The sequence below is a fragment of the Photorhabdus antumapuensis genome (genome assembly GCF_020387775.1).
Classification (GTDB): Bacteria; Pseudomonadota; Gammaproteobacteria; order Enterobacterales; family Enterobacteriaceae; genus Photorhabdus; species Photorhabdus antumapuensis.
Genome location: NZ_JAHZMK010000052.1, coordinates 71,056 through 93,701 on the forward strand (window position 1 = coordinate 71,056; position 22,646 = coordinate 93,701).

Genomic DNA, 22,646 nt, shown 5'->3' on the forward strand with positions numbered 1-22,646 from the left:
AACAGGGAAATAATTTCCCATAAAGGAGTTAAGATGCGTTTTTTTAATTTATTATCAGCAATATTTGTTTTACTGATTGTAGGTTGCGTGAAGCAACCAGAAGTGACTGACTCGTTGGAGTCTCTATCGACATTGGAAGAGGAGGCATCTTGTATCTTACCTGCTACTCCGCCGAAAGATTATGACTTTGTTGCCAAAAGTGACCGTTATGGTCAGAACGCAACTGCATCAACAGATTACTTCAAACTGGCTATTAATTATTCACCAGCATTTTGTAAGAGCAAAGCAAAGAATATTGAGCGCCTGAAAAATAGTAACAAACTTGCTGAAGCGCAGCGTGAATATGAAAAGTTTGAATTGCAATGTTTCTCCGAAAACAAATTTAGTTGGGTAATTCACGGCTTGTGGGCACAAACCTGCAACAGTAAATCAATGGCGCAGTGCCGTGATTGGTCTGATGTCCGCAAACATCCACGTCTTTGCAAAGGGGATTTGCCGCCACTGGATTATCAGGTGATTAAACCTTATCTGTGCGCTTCTCCAGGGGCAGATCTGTTACAAGCTGAGTGGGAAAAACATGGTGTTTGCGCGTTTGCAACGCCAGATCAATTTTTCAGTAAACAGCAGGAACTGTTCGATGGATTGGTATTGCCGAGTGATCGTCCATCTAATGAACAGTTAATTAAGTTCCTCCAGAAAAATAACCCATCGTTGAAGGGGAAAGCCATTCAGATCAATCGTAATGAATTTTACATTTGCTACAGCAAAAATTTCGACGTGATTGATTGTCCAAAGCGTGAGTTGTGATTGTTCTTCTTTCTATAAAGGAAGCTCACAGTGATGTGCCTGACCCGCGGTAGCGCGGGTCAGGTTTACCTTCTCTTAATAGTCGATATCCCTTTGAGGGGATATTTCCTTTCTTATCCTCTATAGAGGATAAACTTGAATTTATCCCCTACAGGGTATATGTTTGTATTTATCCGTCATAGGGGATAATTATGAAGATCACATCACCAGCGATGCTGGCACTTGCAATGAGAGAGGCCCGTAAGAAAAGCAAATTGACTCAGCGGGAAACCGCTGATCGGGTCGGTATTAAACAGGGTACTGTGTCGGGGTTCGAGAAGTATCCAGAGGGCAGTAAGATGGAGACGTTGTTCAAGCTACTCTCCGCGCTGGAACTGGAGCTCCATGTGTCGGAGCGTGGAAGTTCACCAAGAACAGGCTCTGGTTGGAAAGAGGAGTGGTAATCAATGACGGCGTTGACGGTTGCACTTAATGGTTTTGAGGTAGGAACGCTATTTCGTGATGGCACTGGTGCGATGTCATTTCAATACAAAGATGAATGGCTGCTCCTGGATGGTGCTCGCGCTATCTCACTTTCAATCCCTCTTAGCTCCCAACGGTATGGAGGCAAAGAGGTGTTCAACTTCTTCGATAACCTATTGCCCGATTCCGATGTGGTTATTGCCAGGGTACAGGCGCGGTTTAAGGTACAAAGCAAGCATCCTTTCGATCTATTGGCTCGTGTGGGAAGGGATTGTGTAGGGGCTATTCAGCTTTATCCTGAGGGGGCAGATATCCCTTCCGTCAGTAATATGGTTGGTGAACCACTCAATGATGATGCGATTACCGAGCTGCTAGAAGGGTATAGCACCGAAGAAGGCCAAAATGGCAATGGCACTACGAGGAAAGAATCGCCAATATAACTGGGCGTATATCCAGCCTCGTCATTTTTCATCTACCGCTCAGCACGTTGGATTTTCTACTGAGACAGCAGAAAGTCTGATGACGCGGATGGGGGAAATGTCAGGAGCTGTAATCGACCAAGTTGCGCGTGAATTGCCCAAGGACTTCCCTGGTAACATTAGCGAACCGATCTTTGAGGGGCTTGAGAAGCAGGCTAAAAAACTCCGTGCTGGATAAATCAGTTACAGGAAAGGGGGGGGGGTGATTGCTATAAGATAACGAACAATTTCCCACTAAGGGAATGTGTCTTGAATTTGTATTTAATCCTTACTCTCTCTAGAGGCGGGAATATTAATCTTTTAATTTCTCGTTTTTTGGGTTTCATTCTTTTTCCCTTTCGTGATGTTTTTTTATGAAAAAAGTAGCGGAAAGTATTAATTGAAACCATTAATGATAATAGCTTGGCAAAATAGTTGATCCCTTTGAGGGCGCTCAATCTGGTTTGAACGATTTGATCAATCGCTAAATCAACACATAACACTAACTGGATCGAATTATGTCTATTATGGCGCTTATATCCCGAAATGGATGGCACCTGATGCAGAAAACTATCCAGAAAAACACGAGATAAAACGCTGCTCGCAGGCTTACGGCAATTCACGTCAAGGCCATTCCCTCTCTTCTGTTATCTGTTATCTGAATACTGTACCGGGGAATACTGGTTTTATTCGACGCCTGCAAAACATAAACATTAATGTCACCTAAGCAACGAATTGATAAAGGGTTTCAAGATCTGATGTTATAGAATATCACCAAAATCAGATCTGAAATTGACCAATTTAGCCGTAACTAACTTAACCAATTTAAACGTGGATCTATCATGGCAAATAGAAATGTTATCTGGTTAGTAAGGCCTGTAGGCTATCAGGCCATTTTGAAACGTTGCCCTGGCTGTGAAGTAAAAAAGGAGTTTTATCCAGCCGGCACTTTTAGAGTTAATGCGCAAAAAAAAGTCTTAGATGTGTGGAGCATCTATAAATGTGAAAAGTGTGATTACACCTGGAATATTGATATTTTTTCCAGGATTCATGTCAATAAATTAGAAAGCAGTTTGTATGAACGGTTTTTGCACAATGATCAAGATGAAATCCGGCGATATGCGTTTGATTATCGCGTATTGGCAAAAAATAGAGCCGAACTCGGCGCTGCTCCTGACTTTATTATCGAAGGTAAAGAGCTTCAGGATATCGCCCAAATTCCAGCGACAGAGATCACAATTCAGCTTGAATATCCTATTCCTATCAGATTAATTTCAATCTTGACCAAAAAGCTTTCGTTGTCACGTAGTCGAGTGGCCAGGCTCGTTGATCAAGGCACTATTCAGGGGGTAGCCGAAACGGAATTAAATAAAAAGTTAAAGCGAGATATCACTCTTAGTATTAACGTTAACAATTTATTGCAAAAATATGATAGTTATTGCGTCTAAATGACGCCGGATTTTCTGGAGATGACATATACCCTATGGATTTCAAGATGCATCGCGACGGCAAGGGAGCGAATCCCCGGGAGCATAGCTAACTATGTGACCGGGGTGAGCGAGTGCAGCCAACAAAGAGGCAATTTGAAAGATAACGGGTATAGTAGTAAGAATGGATGAATGAAATGAATACGATAAAAAAATGGTGGGTGCTCACGGCTGTTTCAGTCGCGTTATCGCTGGTTGCTATTGATATGACAGTGTTATATACCGCGTTACCCAGCTTGACCCACAGTTTGGGGGCGAATACAACGGAAAAGTTATGGATAGTGAATATCTATCCTCTTGTCGTCTCTGGGCTGTTACTAGGCGCGGGTACCTTGGGAGATCGCATCGGGCATAAGCGGTTGTTTGTTTATGGTCTCATAATCTTTGGATTCTCATCCTTGATAGCGGCCTATTCTTATTCGCCGGAAATGTTGGTTGTTTCTCGGGCATTATTAGGCGTTGGGGCGGCAATAATGATGCCTGCCACACTGTCGATTATTGCTTTGACATTCGAAGATGAAGATGAGAAATCATTTGCCATTGGGATTTGGACAGCGGTTGCCTCTGGCGGCGCGGCAATAGGCCCCCTGATTGGCGGCTTATTGCTTGAATATTTTTGGTGGGGATCCGTGTTTCTGATCAACGTTCCTCTGGTGATTGTGACATTAATTCTGTCGTGGTTGTTTGTCCCAACGGCGAGAACAGATTCGTCTCATCCGTGGGATCTTATTGGCTCATTGCAGATCATGGTTGTCTTGATAAGTTTCGCCTATGCCATCAAGGAGTTTGCTAAACAAGATCCCTCCTATATCGGGATATTGGTCACTTTCACCCTGACGATAGGTTTTCTGGCGCTGTTTATTAGACGGCAGAAACGCAGTGTGCATCCATTGATTGATTTTAACCTTTTCAAAAGCCCGGCCTTCTCATCTGCGGTTATCTCTGGGCTGGTGGCTTCCGCCTGTTTGATGGGCATTAATCTGGTGTTAAGCCAGCGTTTGCAATTGGTATTGTCATTAACACCTTTGCAGGCCGGGCTCTATTTTCTGCCTTTTTCATTGGGCGCGATTGTCGCAAGTCCTGTGAGTGGTTGGATTCTTCCTCGTTTAGGCAGTGAACGATTCCTCATTACCTCTTTGTTGGTGTATGCCTTTGCCATACTGGCTCTCATGGCGAGTTTCTCGATGCCTCTACCTTTGCAGGTAGTTTGCTTTTTTGTGCTGGGGACATGTATTGGGGCAACAATGACTGCGGCGTCCAGTACGATTATGCAGGCTGTACCGCCAAATCGGGCAGGTATGGCAGCATCCGTTGAAGAGGTTTCCTATGAATTGGGTGGCGGGTTGGGCATTGCTATCATGGGTAGCATTATGTCAGTCATCTATAGCTATTTCATTAAAATTCCAGTGGATTCTCCCATCTACGATGCGGCTAAAGATGGTATTGATGGCGCGTTGATTGCGGCAAAAGGCATGGCACCGGATGCGGGGCAGGCTTTGGTCAGCCTTGCTAAGTCAGCGTTCGACGAGGCTGTTTTTTCTGTGATGGGCGCAGCGTCCCTGCTTCTCCTAATAATAGCGGTGTTGGTATGGTTCAATTTTCGCCGCTCCTCACAGAGTGATGCATCTCATGCCGTGATTCATCGTCAGTGAAATAGGTGACACCAGTCGTTTCTTAATCGGAAGTTAATGGTTGAATAAGGGAGCCGCGTTTTTGCGGGTTCCCTGACCCAACACACTGGCGGCTCGCCGGGTTAAGGACGGTACTGATTGTAATAACCCACCAGCGATTGGCCGATATCTCATCCGGATAGCCCCCATCCGGTATCCATTCACTCTTCTCTCCACAATAACAGTTTGCCGGACGGGTACGTTATTTGATGCACAGATAGAACACTCACGACACCGTAACGTTCAGGAATTAATGTTGAATATGTCGGGGGGCTAATAACTGATTGTCTCAAAAAGAGAACAAACTGCCACTCAATATTTCCCGCTCAAAAATAGATATGTTAATGACGGCTTAACCAAAATTCAGGTTAGTTAATCAGCAAACAAAATAACTCAAATAACAAGTAAACGCACCGCGTTAGCGATCTGGCTATTTAACTTGTTGTGATGTTGTTTTAGGCAAAATCTATCGAATAGATAAAAGGAATAGATGAAATGAAAAAGCAAATTATGAAGACCTGTGCGATAGCGGCTCTGTGTCTGGGGGGAATGTCGCAGGCTATGGCGGAGGAAGTGAGTGCTGGTACTCTGGCGATAAGCTCTTCAGTGACTGCGGAGACTTGTAAGTTTGCAGCAATAGAGCCTGTTAGTCTCACCGCTTTGGTGTCTGATTTCACTGGGAAAGGAAATGGCTCAATCTTAGCTAACACGCAAAAATTCGTCACGATTAAAACGGAGAAATGCCCTCTGTGGAGTTCTGCGAAAAGCGCTAAATTGACGGTTTTTGGCACCTCAGCAGGACCAAGCGCCGCTTACTTTCAGCTTGTTAGCTCCACTGGTAATGGTAATCCTGTTACTGTAATCACCGACCATGCGGTTGGCCTGACGATAAATGATAAGACCGTGGCACCTGGTGCAGCAATTAACCTAAAAGATCCCCAATACAGTCCCGCAGTAGCCGGTGATAATGCCATCACGCTTAAGGTGGGGCTGGCTAAGATTGGTGCTGCTTCGGCGGTAACAGCAGCTGACTCCAAAGCGAACCTGACCGTGAAAATAGCGTATGACTAATTCAGCGCCGCTAGGCGTTAGAAACACATAACCGTGGAATTGGACAGGGAGGCCCAATTCTTACTTACGCAATACCAAACCAGACATTTTCAGGTGAGTCAGTGAAAAGATTGATTACAGCAATGATAATGACCGGTCTGTTAGGCTGCCCGGTCACTTCCGCGCAGGCGGAGGGGGTGGGGATCAATACTACCCGCATTATCTATCCAGCGGATAGCCGCGCGACAACCGCCTCAGTGAGTAATACCAGTAAAGAGGCCGTCTATCTGATGCAGGTGACAGTCAGTTCTACTTCTGAAGGAGATAAAACCGCTCCATTTCTGGTGACGCCGCCCTTGTTTCGTATGGAACCCGACAGCCAGAATCAGGTACGCATCATCAAAACTGGCCCGTCGCTGCCTGCCGACCGGGAATCTCTGTTTTGGTTTACGGCGAAGGCCATTCCGTTAAGCTCTGAATCCGATAATCGCTCCCAGAAGAATGTCTCCGGCGGAATCCAGTTTGCTATAGCTAACACAATTAAGCTGATGTATCGCCCGTCAGGACTGTCGGTTTCGCCGGAGCAGGGATTTGGTTCACTGCGCTTCAAGCCGACAGCCGAGGGAATAACGGTTACCAATCCGTCACCTTATTACATCACCTTCACTTCCCTAAAGGTAGGCGGGCAGGAGCTGATGACGCAGCAGAAAGCGAACATGGTCTCCCCGTTCTCTGACCTCTCTTTGTCACTAAAAGGGGGACATTATCCAGCCAAAGTAAGTTGGACGGTGATTAATGACCTCGGCGGAGAATCCACCTATCAGGGGGAGATACCGTAATGCGAAAATCGTGGGCCCTTATCAGACGGACAACACTAGCCAGCCTGCTCTGTACCGTCCCCCCGTCCGGGGGAGCGAGCTCAAACACGGCAGAACTGACGTTGACGCTGACGCTGGAGCAGCCAACCTGTGAGCTCAACATGCAAACATCATCCGTGGTGTTTTCATCCGTACCACTCACCGAGGTGTGGCGTAGCACGCAACATATTGATGCGGCGGGCAGCAAACCCATTACGCTGGCGTTGTCAGGTTGTGCGGGATCAGCCAGAGCGGGTCGTACCCCGGCCATTAAAATAGCCGGCCCCACGCCAGAAGACCACCCGACGCTATTTCGGGATAAAGCTTCCACAGTAGCGGGAAATGTAGGCTTTGGCCTGCGCTATCAATTGCCAGAAGGTGGGCTGGGGAGCTACCTGAAAAATGGCGATTATGTGAATTTGGCGCCACTGGGTAACGCCGCTAAAGACAGTCAAATCACTTTCCTGATGGATATGCGACATGAATCCGGCACGGCTGTGCCGACTCCCGGTGAACTGACCGCGCACATTCAATTTCAATTTGACTATCACTGAGTGCCGCTCAGATAACAGGTTTCAGGAGGTGTTGTGGAAACAGGTCGGGTACGTCCGGTGCGGTACCGGCTGGCACCACTGGTGTTTTGGCTAGGGTTAGGGATGACCGGTACAGAATCCTGTCTGGCCGCCGGTATCAGTCTGAATAAAACCCGGGTGATTTTTACCCAAGGGGAACGGGCGCAGATGCTGACGGTGGTTAATACCACATCTCAGGCGTGGCTGGTGCAGGTCAGGATAACGGAAGATCAGGAGAAAGCCGCACCGGCGTTTGTGGTGACACCGCCGCTGTTCAGGCTGGAGGCCAATAGTCAGAACAGCCTGCGTATTTTGCCCACGTTTAACCGGCCCCCTTTTCCGGTGGATCGGGAATCGCTCGGGTATGTGCGGATGAACGCCATCCCCGCGACTCAGCCAGTGACGGATGAGCCTATTCGGGATCAGGCGTCGATGAGCGTGGGGATGCGGATCAAGTTTTTCTGGCGACCGCATGGCCTGCCGATGTTGTCGGAACAGGCGTATGGGCAGCTCCGCTTTCAATCGCAACCCGATGGCATTAAGGCGTGCAATCCCACCCCGTATTTTTTGTCGCTGGACAGCCTCACGCTGGACGAACAGGCGCTCGATCTGAACCGCTATCCCTCCATGATAGCGCCGCAGGATTGTGTGACCTATACCGGGCTGGTGGGTAAAAACTCGGTGAGCTGGTCGATGATTAATGATTACGGCGGGGCTTCAAACCTATTTACCGTCAGGGTGGCGCGTTAAATCCGCCTTTGTTTTCTATGGAGGTGAAGAATTATGGAGGTGAAGAATTATGGAGGTGGAAGAATGAAGAGAGCCAGTACCCGGCATGGGCGGACACACTGGGGGTTAATGCTTTACTCCCTCGGTTTCGCTCTGCTGCTAGGGAATATATTCAAGGCGCAGGCGGTTGATAATCAGGGGCTATCGTTCTCTCCAATGCAGCTCTCTTATGTGGCTAAAGATAGCCCGGGAGGCGTGACGCTCAGCATGACGAATCACACAGCGCAGAACTATCTGGTACAGGGATTTGTCAGCCCAATGGACCCCGATACCGGTCGCTTTGACACCCAAGCCGAGCAAGTTCCCCCTTTTATCGTTCTGCCGCCGTTAAAACGGGTCGATGCTGGCGAGAAATTTTCGTTCCGTATTCGCCAGCTTGGCGGGCAATTACCGCTGGATCGGGAATCGGCCTTCGTGGTCTCGCTGCGGGCTATTCCGGGCGTTGCCGTACCGGATACCGCGAATGCACCAGTATTAACCCATCGGACAGACAAAGCGTCGCAGGTGCAGGTCGCCTTACAGATGAATATCCGGCTTTTTTATCGTCCTCAGGGAGTTCCTGTCCGGGATAACGCCAAGGTGGCTAAACAGGTGAAATTTTCTATTCAGGGAACGCAGTTGCGGGTGGAAAACCCCACGCCCTATTTTTTGGCCTTTTCTGTTCTGAAAATGGGCGGCCAACAGGCAGATGACCACACCCGTCAGGCAATGGTGCCCCCGAAAGGCATACAAACCTATTCGTTTCAAATCCATTTGTTTCAAACCCATTCGTTTACTGCCGGGATACCGGGGCCGTTGGTCTGGCGTTTTCCCGGCGATAGTCAGGATCGCCATGTTCCGTTATGACTCGTCTTCACCTGCGGGTGGCGACCAGCAAAGTGATCTCAAGATTAACTGCATAGGCTTACGTTGGAAGCAGAGATGAGCTATGGCAATAAACATTTTATTTTCGTCTGCGCGGCCGGCGGGTAGCCAATGTGTGCCCGGTCAACCGGGCAGTTTCCGGCTCCGTCCGGTATATGTCTGTCTGCTATGTTCACTGACGGCGACAACCTTGCCCGTCTCTGCGCGGGAATATTTTAATCCCGCTTTCCTGATGGGAACGACGGGGGAGCAGGAGCATATCGATCTCTCGGCGTATGAGCTCGCCGGGTATGTCGCACCGGGCCGCTATCTGGTGGATGTCTACATGAACCAGAATAAGGTGGATAACCGCGAAATTGAATTTAGGTTGATCAATGGTCATCTGCAACCGGTATTAACGGTTACACAGCTCGAAGAGTATGGGGTTAATATTCGCGGATTACCGGCTTTTCAGGGAAAAACGAGCGACAGCTCCATCATGGACCTGACGAAACAGATCCCACACGCCCGCGCGATATTGGATTTCGCCCGTTTGCGTCTGGATTTGAGTGTTCCTCAGGCAGTCATGCAGCCTCACCATTCTGGGATGGTCGATCCGTCACTGTGGGATAACGGTATTCCGGCCTTTTTGATGAATTACACCGTCAATGGTTCGGAAGGGCGTTATGACGGTCAGGAAACCGGCGGCGGATCACGCTCCCGTAACCTGTTCGCCTCTTTTCGTAATGGGTTGAATCTGGGGCCGTGGCGTCTGCGTAGTACGCAAACGTACAGTTACAATCGCCAGCGCAACGAAGGGCCTTCCGGTTTTTCCCCCTCTACGCAGACTCAATGGCAGGTGAGTAATACCTATCTGCAACGTAACGTTCAGTCACTGCGTGGTGAATTTACGGCCGGTGAAACCTATACCGGCGGGGATATTTTTGACAGTATCCCGTTGCGGGGCATGAAACTGGCTTCTGAGGAGGCTATGTTGCCTGACAGTCAGCGCGGTTTTGCCCCGGAGATAACTGGGGTGGCGAGCTCTAATGCGCAGGTAACCGTATCTCAGAATGGTTATACCGTGTATCAAACCACGGTAGCGCCGGGGCCGTTTCGTTTCACCGATTTGTACACCATCGGGGACTCTGGCGACCTGACGGTCACCATCAAAGAGGAAGATGGCAGTACTCGTGTCTCTCTTCTCTCCTCTTCGTCTGTCCCGATGATGCAGCGGCCCGGCGGCATTAAATATGAGTTGACGGCCGGTCAATATCACGGCGGCAACCTCACCGATGGCAGCCGTTCTCCGGTATTTGCGCTGGGCACGTTGGTTTATGGTTTGCCACATAATATCACCCTGTACGGTGGGGGACTGATTGCAGGCAACTACCAGTCGAGTGTATTAGGCTCAGGCGTGTCACTGGGGGCATTTGGCGCATTGTCTGCGGATGTGACGTTTACCCGTGCCCAGTTGCAAGGGGTTAAGGGTCAGGAAAATAACCGGCAACAGGGCCAGGCTTATCGGGTGAAATATGCCAAGAACTTAGTCAGTACCGGCACTGGCATTGATCTGGCTGCCTATCGCTATTCCACTCCGCATTATTACAGTTTCAGTGATGTTAACAGCATGGGGTACAGCCTGAATGAATATCAGGTGCCGTGGGCGCTTGACCGACGTCAAAGCACCTGGCAGGTGAACCTGCACCAAACGCTAGGACGTTGGGGCAGTCTTTACGCCTCCGGGACGCGCAACGATTATTGGAATGGCCGTACCGATAACAATTTGAATTTGGGTTATAACGCGATGTTGATGGGGATCAGCTATAACCTGAGTTATAACATTTATCGTATGGAAGGAGCCGGCCACTGGTCGGAGAATCGTCAGGTGTCATTCAATATGCAGGTCCCACTCAGTCTCTTTGGGTCATCGTCTGCGCTACGGGGTGCTTACACCCGCTATACGATCTCGCGCGACTCGCAGGGTAACCTTACTCAGCAGACCGGGATCAGTGGCATGTTATGGGATAACCGCCTGAATTATAACCTCCAGCAAGGTTGGGGGAATAGCGGCCAGCAAAACAGCCGGGCTGTGTCTCTGAGTTATCAGGGTAGTCAGGGCAGCGTTAATCTGGGCTACAACGACAGCGCCAATAGCTATCACTTCACCTACGGGGCTTCCGGTGCCCTCCTCATCCATCCTTACGGCATGACGCTATCACGCTCACTGGGCGATGAAGCGGTATTGGTCCGCGCGCCTGGGGTGAAAGGGGTGACGGTCGGTGATGGCAACGTGCAGACAGACTGGCGTGGCTACGCCGTACTGCCGAGCGGATCGGTCTATCACAAAAACACCATCAATCTGGACCCGTCCACCTTGCCGGATGGGGTCGATATTGACCAGACCAGCAAGAATGTTTACCCGACTAGAGGAGCCGTGACGCTGGCAAATTATCAGGTTCGCTCAGGCAGTCAGTTACTGTTGACGTTGACACATCATGGCAAACCGGTGCCCTTTGGCGCCATCGCGATGCTGGAAGAGAATGCTACTCAGGCCGGCGGCGGCATTGTGGGCGATAACGGCCGGGTTTATTTAAGCGGCATGCCCCCCGCTGGTCGCGTGAAAGTCAAATGGGGAAACGGGGCAACGCAGCAATGCACCACCCGTTATCAGGTGCCGTCCGATACGCCCGGGCAACTAGTGCAGGCCGATGCTGTGTGCCTGTAAGCGTTACCTTCATGTGGGCACCGCCAAAAGCGAGGTTATCCCGGCAGTTAAAGTCAGCGATTTGAACAGATGAGTCATTTGGAGAGAAGAAGAATGTTAAACACTGAACGTTTGTGGGGCGGTCATGTAGAAAACCCGGTTCAAATCCTCGTAGGTTTGGGCATATCACTGCTCTTTTTGTTGACCACTTTGCCCCTCCAGGCGGCAGAGAGTTATCAGGACTGCGAGATTGAACTGGTACAGAGGGTTCGTCATGTCACCGGTTATGCCATGGTGCCAAACAATAAAGATAAGCGAGATTACTCACGGGATGAGATAGTGGGTTATACCACCAGTGGTCCCCTTGACTGGTCGACAACTTGTCGCGTTCCGGCTGGAACGCAGTTTATGGCCTACACAGTGGGATCGGTAACGCGCCCATTAATCTCTTCGTTGTCACCGAGTAGCGTCCGGGTAGGAAGGGCTGGCGACTTTATGGTTGATATCGGGCAATCTTCACTCTCTTGCCAGACGCACGGTTCGCCCAGTACCTATCAATCAGCCAGTCTGACCAAGGGGAATGCCGGTGTTAGCATTCCCTGCGTTCCTGATGCCAACGGTCTGGTTGATGTCAGTGTCCGCACCGTGACAGGGGCCATTTACCCGGACAGTGACGGCAATTTTAATGCGAAGGCAGGAGGCAGTCCCCTGTCAGTGGGCGCGATCGGCTGGACTCCTGCGTCCATATCGGGTTCTAACGGCATGCTGAAACCCCTGTGGGCCACGGTTATCCTCTCACCAGTCAAAAAGCCATCCACCTGTGCAGTTGTCCTGACACCTTCATCGGTGGATTGGGGCACGGTGAAAAGAGCGGGCAAACAGGCGGGAGACTCACTGGCGTCGGCCAGACAGATAGGGATAAACAGTACCTGTTCCGGCGATGACGGGGTATTCCAAAATTCACGCCTGCTTTACCGGATCGATGGGCCATTCGTGCCGGGGAAACCGAATGCATTGGCCTCGTCAATAGAGGAAGTCGCCTTCGTATTCTTCGATTCTGCCAATAAACCCTTATTACTCAGTACTGGGCACCGAGGTACAGGGGAGGACGCAAGATACGTTAAGTTCGGGGACGATAGTTATACCGCTTCAACGCAACTGTCTGTGGTGCCAATTCTGTTGAAGACCGACGGCGCTGGCGGGCAAGCCAGGGCTGTTGCGGTGATTTCCGTGTGGTCGGATGTTAACTTCGCTGATCCATCTGCTTAGAGAAGCACCTATTTTAAGCACAGGTGCTTCTGTATTTGTCAGAATATTAGGTATAGTATTCGCTATACTGTATCTAACCTCGCATTTCTGTTATTTCTATTTCTTTATCGAAGCGTAAATGCTCATCGGCCGCCATCGGGATCAACCAACGTAAATTATAGATCACATTATCGGGTAATGAATTTGCTTCATAGATATTAACGATCTCTTTTTCAATAGAATCGACAGAATAGACACGATCATCATACATATAGAGAAAATTTACCTGATAAACGTCAGGGCGGGTTAAAACAGTAAATAATCTCCACTCTTCGGGACGTGTTTCAATACCGGCTTCCTCAGCAAACTCCCTTGCCATTGCCTGTTGAGGGCTTTCACCAGCTTCTATTTTTCCACCAATCCCATTGAGCTTCCCTTTTTGCCAACTGGGTTGTAATTTTGAAATCAGGGAGACATGTTTTTTATCTTTAGAAAACATAAACCCTGTTACATAGTTAATCATTATTTTCTCCACGCTTTTATTTCACTACTAATGTCTGATTCCTGTCTGGCCCGTATGAAATATACTTAATTGGGACACCCGCATAGTCTTGAATAAAAGATAAGAAGTCAATCAGCTCAATAGGAAGCTCGGTTAAATGTGTATATGATGAGTGAAGTGCGCTCCAGGATTTAAATGTCTTATAGAGAGGTTTGGTTCTATCGAGCTGCAATAATGCGTCATCACAACAGACGAGTTTATCATCAATTTCATAGGCAATAGCGACTTTTATTTCATGTAAATCAGCAAGAACATCAACATTCGTTATGGCGAGTTCTGTTACGCCATTGAGTTTCACCGCATGTTTAATCAGGGATAAATCCAGCCAGCCACAACGCCTTGGCCTTTTTGAAACGGTGCCATACTCGTTCCCACGCTCTCGAATATAATTAGCCTGTTCTGTCGATATTTCTGTGGGGAATGGTCCGTTACCGACACGGATCATATAGGATTTCATTACACCAACAATATGCATTTTCTGTGCCGGTATACCTATCATCGCAAAGCAGGTTTGCACTAATGTCTGATATGCCACGGTATAGGGATAAGTACCAAAACTATTATCCAAGAAAGTGGCTTGTGATGTTTCAAGTAAAACATCTTCTCCAGCATTAAGTAAATCACCGATAACTTCATTAGTGAACGTGAAATAGGGTTCTATCCTCTTGCCATATTGATGAGTTGTTTCTAACATCTCTTCAAAATCTAATGTGGTTTGTGCATTAAAAACATGGTTAATCTGCTTTTTTCTGATATTCCAAAGAAATTCTAATTTACTCCTTAATTTTTCTTTATCAAGGGTATCAATAAGCCGAATGCCATGACGGTTGGCTTTGTCTTCAACACAGGCCCCCACACCGACACCAACTGAACCTATCTTCTGCTTACCTTTATATTTTTCTGACGCCCTATTTACCTCAGAGTGTAATGGTAAGACGATATGGCATCGCGGATCGATAAATATATTAGAGTCAATTTTTTCTTTTTGTATAAAATCGATCTCTTTAACCAGCACGGGAAGACTAACTAAAGCACCTTGGCAGATATATAAATTCTTTTTGTTGAGTGACGCCGGTAATTGAGAAAATGAGCTTCTTAGATCACCATGTTGCACAGAATGACCCGCATTAGCGCCACCATTAAATCGAGCAATGTTATTGATGTTGCCAGATAAATAGTCAACAAATTTTCCTTTACCTTCATCTCCAAATTGGAGTCCAACTACAGCAGTTAACATGAATCTATTCCTTATTATTTATTGACTTAGTTTAAATAGCAGTTAAATCATTATCTTTGATGATCTTTTTTAAATGAATAATCTGCTTTTAAATACTAAGCTGTTCTTTTAGCACTAATGTGCTAAATATCTATTCGTACACCGTTATAAATGATCCCTTTGTTATCGGATTATTTTGAACAGCCTTTCTATTACTGTTTATGGACCAAAGAATCTGCTATTAATAAGGCTTCTCTTAATGTATCAACAATGGGAACGCCAGCTGTTTCAAGACTGACACGGCTGTGGGTTCCTCCGGTATAAAGAATGGCATGAGCTCCTGTTGCTAATGCGGCAATTGCGTCATCGGTAGCGTCTCCAATAACCACACTTTGCTCAGGAGCAACATTGAGTTTTTTGAGATGGTTAGCTAACTGCTCTGATTTGCCGGTTGTCAATAATGGCGTATTTCTACCATCTATTTGGGTAAAGAATTTACCAATACCATGATTATCAAGCATAGGGACTAAGTCATGATGTTCCATCAGTGAACATAATGACTGAGTTGCGCCTGTTTCATAACGAGAAGCGAGGAGTTGACTTACACCTTCCGTTAAACTGGCTTTCTGAATACCTGGGCGATAGTGAAAATTAAACGTTTTTCCGATCATTGACCATTCAGAGGATGAAGGTTCACGGCCAATCACTTGTTTATAGAAAGTTTGTACTGGAACACAATAATATTCCCGATATTGTTCCAGCGTCAGTGGTTCAATACCCATTTCTGCTAGTGCGAAATTGGTTGCACTCAATGAAACATTGACATCATTAAGTAATGTACCGTTCCAATCCCAAATAATATGTGCTGTTGTCATGATCAATTCACTCCCTTTCCAAACGAGTTTTTGCGAGCTGAACATTCAGGGCATTGATGTGTCAGGGCTTTAAATGCATCGATTGGTTGTTCATAATTCAGCGGTATTTGTGCTTTTAGATTTAATAAAAAGCGCAATAATTTGGCTGCCCATGTTGAGTCTGTCAGGGTGTCATGAAGGATAGATAATAAACTGTATGAATAGGCAACCCAATCTGCCGTGGTTGTGTGAGCATATTTATCATCCGCGAAAGGCTGATTAACTAAACGATTCAGGACCTGATGATGTCTGAAACACCAAGGCGTCAAGACATCCAAGGTTTCAGGACTGAATACACGATCAGCATGCCCATAAACGCGGGCACGTAATAATTTTTCCCAATGCAGTTCGACGGCACGGGCCTTTGGACGTTGTCCGGTTTGGGCCATGATTAGATCGATTGCCTGATGTAAGGTGTCGCCTGTTCCGCAATTATCATCAATAATTGTCACGGTTCGCCCGGATGGAATATTGCGCCCCCAGAGATGATTGCTCTTGCAAGACGTATCATCGTAACGTGAAACTTTCACTAAATTGAGCTCACTATCCCATGCTGCGGCTGTGACTGCCGCTGCCGCTGATCCTCCCAACATGATGCCAACAACAGAGGAGTTGCGGCATATGTCAATTTGGGCAGCGGCCAAAGTTAACAGATGATTATCCCCTTCAATAAACGGTCTGGGCACTTTGTGTTCCGTAGGTGAAGGCAATTTCAGGTCATGGATCGGAGAGGATGAAAAAGTAAATGGTGTGCCCATCAGTGTTGAGCTGACGACTTTTGCACACTCTTTGATCCCATCGATGAATGGCACAATATCTTCGTTAACCGTCTGCGGAGAACTTAATAAGCTATCAACAATTCTGAGCAATTTTGCCAGGCTATGATCGGCCAATATATATTTTGATGGGGCAGTACACAGCTTGTCGGTACACTCAAGTTGAGAGAGGTATTCCGTGTAATATTTCGCCGTCATCAGTAGCTCGTGACAAGGTTTTTGTTCGTAATAGGCCGCACCACGGGAGCCTACGAATGTTGGCTTCTCCGTGAGTAAACCAGGCAACGCCATCACTTCTTTCGTTAAATAGCTTGTTTCAGGTACGCTACGTAATTCGCCCAGCAAACCAATAGAGCGAAGATCCAATGCAGTAGATAAAGATTCAGACATATTCAACGTCTCGGTGATTGTGTTGCAGCAAGGGCATCTTCGAGAGGAACCTTACCAATATGTAGAGCTTGACCAAGGATTGCCCCTTCGACACCGATAGTGGACATATCCGCTAAAGCGCGGAGATCATCCAGGCTCGATACTCCGCCGCCGGCAATAACGGGTGATGACGTTTTCGCGCAGACTTCCTGTAATAGCGTGAAATTTGGCGAACTCATCATGCCTCCCCGCTCAACATCGGTTACGACGTAGCGTTGGCAACCTTGTTTGTCGAGGCGCTCAAGAACATCCCAGAGATTGCCTTTGCTGACATTCCATCCATGCGTTGCCAGTTGATAACCTTCTGATGTGCTTTTTATGTCCAGAGCAATGGCGATCTTATCGCCATATTCGGCAATGGCTCGGGCACACCAAGCTGGATTTTCTAATGCTGCGGTCCCCAAATTAACTCGCTGGCATCCAGTTGCTAATACTTTGCGCAAGATGGTTTCATCTCTGATTCCGCCACAGACCTGTACGTTAATATCGACCGCAGCCAAGACATCGGCAATAAGATGGCTGTTTGAGCCCCGTCCTGATGCAGCATCAAGATCAACAACATGGATCCATTTTGCTCCGGCATTTTGCCAGGCTAGTGCGACTTCTGTCGGGGTACCTAAAGGTCTCCGTAATGTTGAGCTTTCACCACGGGTTAATCGAATTGCGGAATTCGATGTCATTGCTATTCCGTCAACAATATCCACAGAGGGAAATATCTCGAATGTTTCCTTACTTATCATTGAATGCCCCTAAATGATCCTAATTTAATGATTTAAAAATTAATAACGATTGTGATTAATGAAATTATAAGTTGTAACGTAGTAAACAAATATGCTTAAAAATAAACGAATTAATTTAATGAGCTTAATAACCGTTCATCGATTCATAATAGTGGAAAGAAAAAATTTCTCAACAGGGTTATTAGTTAAATGTAACAATTTGGATAACTTTGTTAAGCCAGTTAATCTTATATTTACTTAAGAAGAGTTAATTTAGGGGTAGGTAAATAGAGATTCAGTTTAAATATATATACCCTTCATCTTTCAGGCTGCTGCTTTGTTGGCTGCTTTCACTCACCCCAGTTACATCGTTATCTATCCTCCTGGGATTCATTCACTTGCCGCCGCGCTGCAACTCGCAATCTATTAGGTATAGGAAATGAATTCTGCTAATGTTGATAGAGGGGATTCGTGTTATTTATCTAATGTTTTAATTATTGAAAATAATATAAATCTGTTTTTTTATTTAATGATTTTAATATGTGATTGTTTATCTCAAATAAACATTATTAATAATTATATTTATCAGAGTGGTTAATTTTAATTATAAGGGAAATATAATTACCGATAATTTAAAATAGTAACGATGATTAATGTATAATTATATTCTATTTATTTTTTGGAATTATATTTTTATATTATATATAAGCATGTTACATAGGTGGTTTTTATAAAATAGTTTGTTTTTATTATCGGTAACAATAACTTATGATATAATTTCATTGGTTATTTGGTATGAATATATATTTACAATGATATTGATCGTAATGTTTAGAATATAGAATTTCGCTTATTAGCAATATTCCTTAATTTAAATAGGTAATTAAGCATAAATGCAGTCTGTTACCAGACTGCGTTCCGCTCGATGATTAACAAGAGGTACCTATTTGGGCACCTCTTGTTGTGGGGGTAACTGGAAGAAACTATTTTAAGGAGACTGGTTGAATAGTTATTTTAATCATTCAAATATCGAGTCGCTTAGTTTGCCATTTTTTAGATTTCCAACGCCAGATATTAGTGAGCCCACGCAACCATTCGTCACAGAAGAAACCGATCCAGATACCTAAAATGCCCATTTCCATTTTGATCCCCAAAAAGTACCCTATCGGAACAGCAATACACCACATAAAGAATATGGCCGCATATAGTGGGAAACGCGCATCACCGGAAGCACGCAACGCGTTCACCATAACGATATTTGCGGTACGGATTGGCTCCAGAAAAACGGATAGCAAGAATAGTGGTAACAACAATTTGATAATAGCTTCATCTTGCGTCAGAAAATGCAGAATCGGCATTCTGAACAGCCAGAAAGCAGTGACCACGCCAATAGTGACGATACAGCCGATTTTCAGACTATTAATGCCACGAATATAAGCATCTTCAAACCGCTTCGCACCGACCAGATGACCAACCATAATTTCGTTACCAATGCTGGTGGCAATGCCAAACAACATCACAAACAGTGATAGCTGGAAATAGAGTGTTTGTGCTGCCAGTGGAATTTCACCCATCAGTCCAATGAATGCTATGGCCGCCATATATTGCAGTATCCACACGACGTTTTCACCCGCTGCGGGTAAACCGATATATAAGATTTTGCCCAACATACCTTGTGACCAACGCAGGAAACCTGCCAGCGTAAATTTGATCCGCAGGCCATAACTGAGCAGACAGAATAATAGGATCACGGCAACAACCCGGCCAAAGACCGTAGACCAGGCGACACCTTCCAGACCATATTTAGGTAATCCGAAGAAACCATACAGGACGATCATATTACCTAGCACTGTCAGCACGTTAGCAATCAAAGTAACATACATTGCCGGTTTCGATTTCCCATAAACCCGCAAACACGCAGCCAGAATAATCGAAATAGCTTCGGGGATCAGACAGATACCCAGAATGTGCAGATAGTTAAAACCATCTTCCATCAGATGTTCCGGCATGTTCATGATATATAAGATTTTATAGCCGAAGAAGATAGTAATCAGTGCACAGATAAACCCAAGCAAGAAGTTGAATGCAATAGAAATATGGATCGCCTGGCTAGCCTTATCCCGTTTGCCTGCACCAATATATTGAGCAATAACGACACTGCAACCAACACTGATAAAGTTGAAGATAGTGATAAACAGATCAAATACCTGATTACCTACGGCCATGGAAGCTAGATAAGAAGTAGAAACATGGCTCACCATATAAGTATTAATTAATAAAGTGGCCAGATGGAGAAGAATATCAATAAAAATCGGCCAGCTTAACGAAAAGAGTGAGCGCTCAGTAACATCAGTTTGATGCATTTGAAAAACCTGCTTATTGAAAAAGGTAAATGAATTATTTCTTGAGATGCCGCGTATTCAGAAAATATTCAGGTATTGTACATGGTTTATTTATCCGTTAACAGGGATGAGATATATACCCTTCATCTTTCAAGCTGCTGCTTTCACTCACCCCAGCCACATCGTTATCTATGCTCTTGGGGATTCGTTCACTTGCCGCCGCGCTGCAACTCGAAATCTATTAGGTATAGAAAGATAAAAAGGTGAATTCTGTGATTGGATTTTTTCTGCTTGAATAACGCCTTGTGGCACGAATCAAATAACGATCAATGAGCATCATAAAGGAAATGATTAGCAGCAAATATTAGCATTACTATTTGTCGGATGTATTAGCGGAATTGATAACAAATTCAAATACCCGTGTTAAAAATATTTTACACAATTTTTTAATGTATTAGTGGTGCTTATTGAATGTCAAATTGGCCAATATATGGGTATCTATATATGTATGCCTAATGAATCATTATGGGATATTGTTTATGGTTTGATATTGATGAATAATTTTGTTGGATTGTAGAGATTCTTCAAATCGGGTCATTAAGTTTTTTATGATAACTTAAACGATTTATCAACAAAGTGATAGAAAAATCTTTGTGGTTAAATTTTGTCCTATAATTAATTTAAAGGAGTCGAACATAAGGAAATGAAAATATACCATTCAGTGAGGTGATATGATGATAAATAGATTACAACACCAGTTACTTTGGGCCCTTTTAACGTTGACTTTTTTTTCTGCTTTTTCTACATCTACTTATGCTTGTGTGCTGCAACCACATTTTCCTATATGTGCTATAAAATGTATCGTTTTTTCATCTCATACTGCAACATGTATTATCGGTTCTCACGTTCCTAATCATTTAACCTCTGATTATCCAACGCCTGTTGTAGTTGAAAAAAATAGTTAATCGAAAGGGGAGCTATATTGATGTTCAGCTAGTGCAATTATTGTATTATGCGGAATTCTACCTATGTTTTTCTCTATTTTCCGCCCTTTATTAAAGGGCGGTTTTTTGTAAATTATATTCGTGGTTTATTGTGTTAGTAGTTTATTTAATTAATGGTGCTTAATTGCATTGTTATATTTTTTTATTAAATCCGTTGCCTATTTATCTTGATAATTTATCTGATTAACTAAATTGAATCTATACCCTTCGTCTTTCAAGCTGCTGCTTTGTTGGCTGCTTTCACTCACCCCAGTCACATAGTTATCTATGCTCCTGGGGATTCATTCACTTGCNNAAATCTATTAGGTATATATATAAAATTATATTTTTGATGCTTTCTATTTTTGTGGAATTGGTCACGGATAATTTAAATATTATCTATATCTTAATGGCTGATTTTAATCAGGGAATAAATTCATTTTATGATTTCTATATTTTTACGTTATCATCTTATTTGTTCTTGTAATATGCAAGCATGGTTTAATGTCGATCACCGTATTTCTCATTTTTTCCCTGATTAGTTGTTCTGGTTATATTTAAAATTAAATCTTGTAATCACTATATTTATTCTGGCGTATTTCTGGTTGTTTTTGGAAATTTGTCTGAATTATGCAGTATAGCCAACTATTGGATAAAAAATATATATGAAACGTATTCCAGAACCTTTCCGTATTAAAATGGTAGAAAATATTCGTATGACTACCCGTGCCGAACGTGAAAAAGTATTAGCAGAAGCCGGATATAATCCATTCCTATTACCCAGTGACGCGGTTTATATTGATTTGCTGACAGATTCTGGCACTGGAGCAATGAGTGATCGCTAGTGGGCGGGGATGATGATGGGGGATGAAGCTTATGCAGGTTCCCGTAACTATTATCATTTATGTGATAAAGTTAATGAATTAATTGGCTACCAATATACTATTCCAACCCATCAAGGGCGTGGAGCAGAGCAGATTTTATTTCCGACATTAATTGCTCGGAAAAAAGCACAAGGTGGTGCAACACATCCGGTGTTTATTTCTAATTTCCATTTTGATACGACAGCGGCTCATGTTGAATTAAATGGCGCGAAAGCGATTAATGTTGTCACACCAAAAGCCTTTGATACCACCACCTATTATGAGTGGAAAGGCGATTTTGATATTGATGAATTGAAAAAAACGATAGCGGAACATGGCGCTGATAATATTGTCGCGATTATTACAACCGTTACCTGTAACAGCTCCGGTGGTCAGCCTATCTCTATTGCTAATATGAGCACTGTGTATGAGATAGCAAAGCAACATGATATTCCTGTGGTGATTGATTCAGCCCGTTTTTGTGAAAATGCTTGGTTTATTAAGCAAAGAGAAAAGGGCTATGAAAATAAATCCGTTAAGCAGATCGTCAAGGAGATGTATCAATATGGCGATATGTTAACAATGTCAGCTAAAAAAGACCCTTTGGTCAATATTGGTGGTCTTTGCTGTTTCCGTGATGATGAAGATCTCTTTAATGAAGTGCGTACCCGCTGTGTGCCAATGGAACTTTTGCGATTAACTATTCCTCGTCGCGTCTATACTAATGATCATATGGATTATGTTGTAGAAGCCTTTATTTCTTTAAAGGAGCGAATTCCTCAGATTAAAGGATTAATGTTTACTTATGAGCCATCCGTATTACGACATTTCGTTGCAAGATTAAAACCAATTAAATAATAATAATCGGGGTGCTCCTTATTTAAGAGCATCC

Annotated in this window: 21 protein-coding genes and 1 pseudogene; 16 read left to right on the forward strand and 6 right to left on the reverse strand. The window is 44.9% G+C overall.

Going from position 1 to position 22,646, the window contains the following annotated elements; all coding sequences use genetic code 11:
- Positions 1-33: 33 nt before the first annotated feature.
- The 14 genes from KZ793_RS18915 (at position 34) to KZ793_RS18980 (ending at position 12,971) form a co-directional block, all read left to right on the forward strand.
- On the forward strand, positions 34-807 hold the full coding sequence (locus tag KZ793_RS18915; protein WP_225816739.1) for a ribonuclease T2 family protein: 774 nt from the start codon (positions 34-36) through the stop codon (positions 805-807).
- A 191-nt stretch (positions 808-998) separates the two neighbouring features.
- Complete coding sequence (locus KZ793_RS18920) at positions 999-1,250, forward strand: helix-turn-helix domain-containing protein (protein WP_225816740.1); 252 nt, start codon at positions 999-1,001, stop codon at positions 1,248-1,250.
- Positions 1,251-1,253: 3 nt separating this feature from the next.
- Positions 1,254-1,709, forward strand: coding sequence for a HipA N-terminal domain-containing protein (locus KZ793_RS18925; protein ID WP_225816741.1), 456 nt, complete (start codon positions 1,254-1,256; stop codon positions 1,707-1,709).
- The gene (locus tag KZ793_RS18930) at positions 1,672-1,926 is read left to right on the forward strand and encodes a hypothetical protein (protein WP_225816742.1); all 255 of its coding nucleotides are present in this window, start codon (positions 1,672-1,674) and stop codon (positions 1,924-1,926) included. Before KZ793_RS18925 ends, KZ793_RS18930 begins: the two co-directional genes overlap by 38 nt.
- A gap of 351 nt (positions 1,927-2,277) precedes the next feature.
- Positions 2,278-2,454: a hypothetical protein gene (locus KZ793_RS18935; protein ID WP_225816743.1), complete on the forward strand. Its 177-nt coding sequence runs from the start codon at positions 2,278-2,280 to the stop codon at positions 2,452-2,454.
- A 115-nt stretch (positions 2,455-2,569) separates the two neighbouring features.
- Positions 2,570-3,175 (forward strand): DUF1062 domain-containing protein, encoded by a 606-nt coding sequence (locus KZ793_RS18940; RefSeq protein ID WP_225816744.1) that lies wholly within the window; start codon positions 2,570-2,572, stop codon positions 3,173-3,175.
- A 176-nt stretch (positions 3,176-3,351) separates the two neighbouring features.
- Positions 3,352-4,866, forward strand: coding sequence for an MFS transporter (locus KZ793_RS18945; RefSeq protein WP_225816745.1), 1,515 nt, complete (start codon positions 3,352-3,354; stop codon positions 4,864-4,866).
- Positions 4,867-5,379: 513 nt separating this feature from the next.
- Positions 5,380-5,955, forward strand: coding sequence for a fimbrial protein (locus KZ793_RS18950; RefSeq protein ID WP_225816746.1), 576 nt, complete (start codon positions 5,380-5,382; stop codon positions 5,953-5,955).
- A gap of 101 nt (positions 5,956-6,056) precedes the next feature.
- Positions 6,057-6,773 (forward strand): fimbrial biogenesis chaperone, encoded by a 717-nt coding sequence (locus KZ793_RS18955; RefSeq protein ID WP_225816747.1) that lies wholly within the window; start codon positions 6,057-6,059, stop codon positions 6,771-6,773.
- Positions 6,773-7,345: a fimbrial protein gene (locus KZ793_RS18960; protein WP_225816748.1), complete on the forward strand. Its 573-nt coding sequence runs from the start codon at positions 6,773-6,775 to the stop codon at positions 7,343-7,345. The genes KZ793_RS18955 and KZ793_RS18960 overlap by 1 nt, the downstream gene beginning before the upstream one ends.
- 102 nt (positions 7,346-7,447) lie before the next feature.
- On the forward strand, positions 7,448-8,113 hold the full coding sequence (locus tag KZ793_RS18965; protein WP_225816749.1) for a fimbrial biogenesis chaperone: 666 nt from the start codon (positions 7,448-7,450) through the stop codon (positions 8,111-8,113).
- Positions 8,114-8,176: 63 nt separating this feature from the next.
- Entirely contained in the window at positions 8,177-8,998 is an 822-nt protein-coding gene (locus KZ793_RS18970; RefSeq protein WP_225816750.1) for a fimbrial biogenesis chaperone, read from the forward strand.
- An 82-nt stretch (positions 8,999-9,080) separates the two neighbouring features.
- Positions 9,081-11,723 (forward strand): fimbria/pilus outer membrane usher protein, encoded by a 2,643-nt coding sequence (locus KZ793_RS18975; RefSeq protein WP_225816751.1) that lies wholly within the window; start codon positions 9,081-9,083, stop codon positions 11,721-11,723.
- Positions 11,724-11,816: 93 nt separating this feature from the next.
- On the forward strand, positions 11,817-12,971 hold the full coding sequence (locus KZ793_RS18980; protein ID WP_225816752.1) for a DUF1120 domain-containing protein: 1,155 nt from the start codon (positions 11,817-11,819) through the stop codon (positions 12,969-12,971).
- A 73-nt stretch (positions 12,972-13,044) separates the two neighbouring features.
- Here KZ793_RS18980 and KZ793_RS18985 read toward each other — a convergent pair whose 3' ends face one another.
- The 6 genes from KZ793_RS18985 to KZ793_RS19010 all read right to left on the reverse strand — a co-directional run bounded on the left by KZ793_RS18985 (position 13,045) and on the right by KZ793_RS19010 (position 19,929).
- Positions 13,045-13,473, reverse strand: coding sequence for an NUDIX domain-containing protein (locus tag KZ793_RS18985; protein ID WP_118986447.1), 429 nt, complete (start codon positions 13,471-13,473; stop codon positions 13,045-13,047).
- A gap of 16 nt (positions 13,474-13,489) precedes the next feature.
- Positions 13,490-14,749: an adenylosuccinate synthase gene (locus KZ793_RS18990; RefSeq protein ID WP_225816753.1), complete on the reverse strand. Its 1,260-nt coding sequence runs from the start codon at positions 14,747-14,749 to the stop codon at positions 13,490-13,492.
- A gap of 191 nt (positions 14,750-14,940) precedes the next feature.
- On the reverse strand, positions 14,941-15,603 hold the full coding sequence (locus tag KZ793_RS18995; RefSeq protein WP_225816754.1) for an HAD family hydrolase: 663 nt from the start codon (positions 15,601-15,603) through the stop codon (positions 14,941-14,943).
- Between the two features lie 2 nt (positions 15,604-15,605).
- Positions 15,606-16,808, reverse strand: coding sequence for a phosphoribosyltransferase (locus KZ793_RS19000; protein WP_225816755.1), 1,203 nt, complete (start codon positions 16,806-16,808; stop codon positions 15,606-15,608).
- A gap of 2 nt (positions 16,809-16,810) precedes the next feature.
- On the reverse strand, positions 16,811-17,587 hold the full coding sequence (locus tag KZ793_RS19005; RefSeq protein ID WP_225816756.1) for a HisA/HisF-related TIM barrel protein: 777 nt from the start codon (positions 17,585-17,587) through the stop codon (positions 16,811-16,813).
- A gap of 1,001 nt (positions 17,588-18,588) precedes the next feature.
- A complete protein-coding gene (locus KZ793_RS19010; RefSeq protein WP_225816757.1) occupies positions 18,589-19,929 on the reverse strand; it encodes an MATE family efflux transporter in 1,341 nt (446 codons plus the stop codon).
- A 1,405-nt stretch (positions 19,930-21,334) separates the two neighbouring features.
- Here KZ793_RS19010 and tnaC point away from each other — a divergent pair.
- Both tnaC and KZ793_RS19020 read left to right on the forward strand, forming a co-directional pair.
- Positions 21,335-21,433, forward strand: coding sequence for a tryptophanase leader peptide (gene tnaC, locus KZ793_RS22975; protein WP_225816758.1), 99 nt, complete (start codon positions 21,335-21,337; stop codon positions 21,431-21,433).
- Positions 21,434-21,556: 123 nt separating this feature from the next.
- Positions 21,557-22,612 (forward strand): annotated as a pseudogene (locus tag KZ793_RS19020) (tryptophanase).
- Positions 22,613-22,646: the final 34 nt, after the last annotated feature.

Bases quoted from the DNA above. Each gene is read 5' to 3' on its own strand.
- KZ793_RS18915 (WP_225816739.1), top strand. From the start codon at position 34: ATGCGTTTTTTTAATTTATTATCAGCAATATTTGTTTTACTGATTGTA.
- KZ793_RS18920 (WP_225816740.1), top strand. From the start codon at position 999: ATGAAGATCACATCACCAGCGATGCTGGCACTTGCAATGAGAGAGGCC.
- KZ793_RS18925 (WP_225816741.1), top strand. From the start codon at position 1,254: ATGACGGCGTTGACGGTTGCACTTAATGGTTTTGAGGTAGGAACGCTA.
- KZ793_RS18930 (WP_225816742.1), top strand. From the start codon at position 1,672: ATGGCAATGGCACTACGAGGAAAGAATCGCCAATATAACTGGGCGTAT.
- KZ793_RS18935 (WP_225816743.1), top strand. From the start codon at position 2,278: ATGGCACCTGATGCAGAAAACTATCCAGAAAAACACGAGATAAAACGC.
- KZ793_RS18940 (WP_225816744.1), top strand. From the start codon at position 2,570: ATGGCAAATAGAAATGTTATCTGGTTAGTAAGGCCTGTAGGCTATCAG.
- KZ793_RS18945 (WP_225816745.1), top strand. From the start codon at position 3,352: ATGAATACGATAAAAAAATGGTGGGTGCTCACGGCTGTTTCAGTCGCG.
- KZ793_RS18950 (WP_225816746.1), top strand. From the start codon at position 5,380: ATGAAAAAGCAAATTATGAAGACCTGTGCGATAGCGGCTCTGTGTCTG.
- KZ793_RS18960 (WP_225816748.1), top strand. From the start codon at position 6,773: ATGCGAAAATCGTGGGCCCTTATCAGACGGACAACACTAGCCAGCCTG.
- KZ793_RS18965 (WP_225816749.1), top strand. From the start codon at position 7,448: ATGACCGGTACAGAATCCTGTCTGGCCGCCGGTATCAGTCTGAATAAA.
- KZ793_RS18970 (WP_225816750.1), top strand. From the start codon at position 8,177: ATGAAGAGAGCCAGTACCCGGCATGGGCGGACACACTGGGGGTTAATG.
- KZ793_RS18975 (WP_225816751.1), top strand. From the start codon at position 9,081: ATGGCAATAAACATTTTATTTTCGTCTGCGCGGCCGGCGGGTAGCCAA.
- KZ793_RS18980 (WP_225816752.1), top strand. From the start codon at position 11,817: ATGTTAAACACTGAACGTTTGTGGGGCGGTCATGTAGAAAACCCGGTT.
- KZ793_RS18985 (WP_118986447.1), bottom strand. From the start codon at position 13,473: ATGATTAACTATGTAACAGGGTTTATGTTTTCTAAAGATAAAAAACAT.
- KZ793_RS18990 (WP_225816753.1), bottom strand. From the start codon at position 14,749: ATGTTAACTGCTGTAGTTGGACTCCAATTTGGAGATGAAGGTAAAGGA.
- KZ793_RS18995 (WP_225816754.1), bottom strand. From the start codon at position 15,603: ATGACAACAGCACATATTATTTGGGATTGGAACGGTACATTACTTAAT.
- KZ793_RS19000 (WP_225816755.1), bottom strand. From the start codon at position 16,808: ATGTCTGAATCTTTATCTACTGCATTGGATCTTCGCTCTATTGGTTTG.
- KZ793_RS19005 (WP_225816756.1), bottom strand. From the start codon at position 17,587: ATGATAAGTAAGGAAACATTCGAGATATTTCCCTCTGTGGATATTGTT.
- KZ793_RS19010 (WP_225816757.1), bottom strand. From the start codon at position 19,929: ATGCATCAAACTGATGTTACTGAGCGCTCACTCTTTTCGTTAAGCTGG.
- tnaC (WP_225816758.1), top strand. From the start codon at position 21,335: ATGATTTCTATATTTTTACGTTATCATCTTATTTGTTCTTGTAATATG.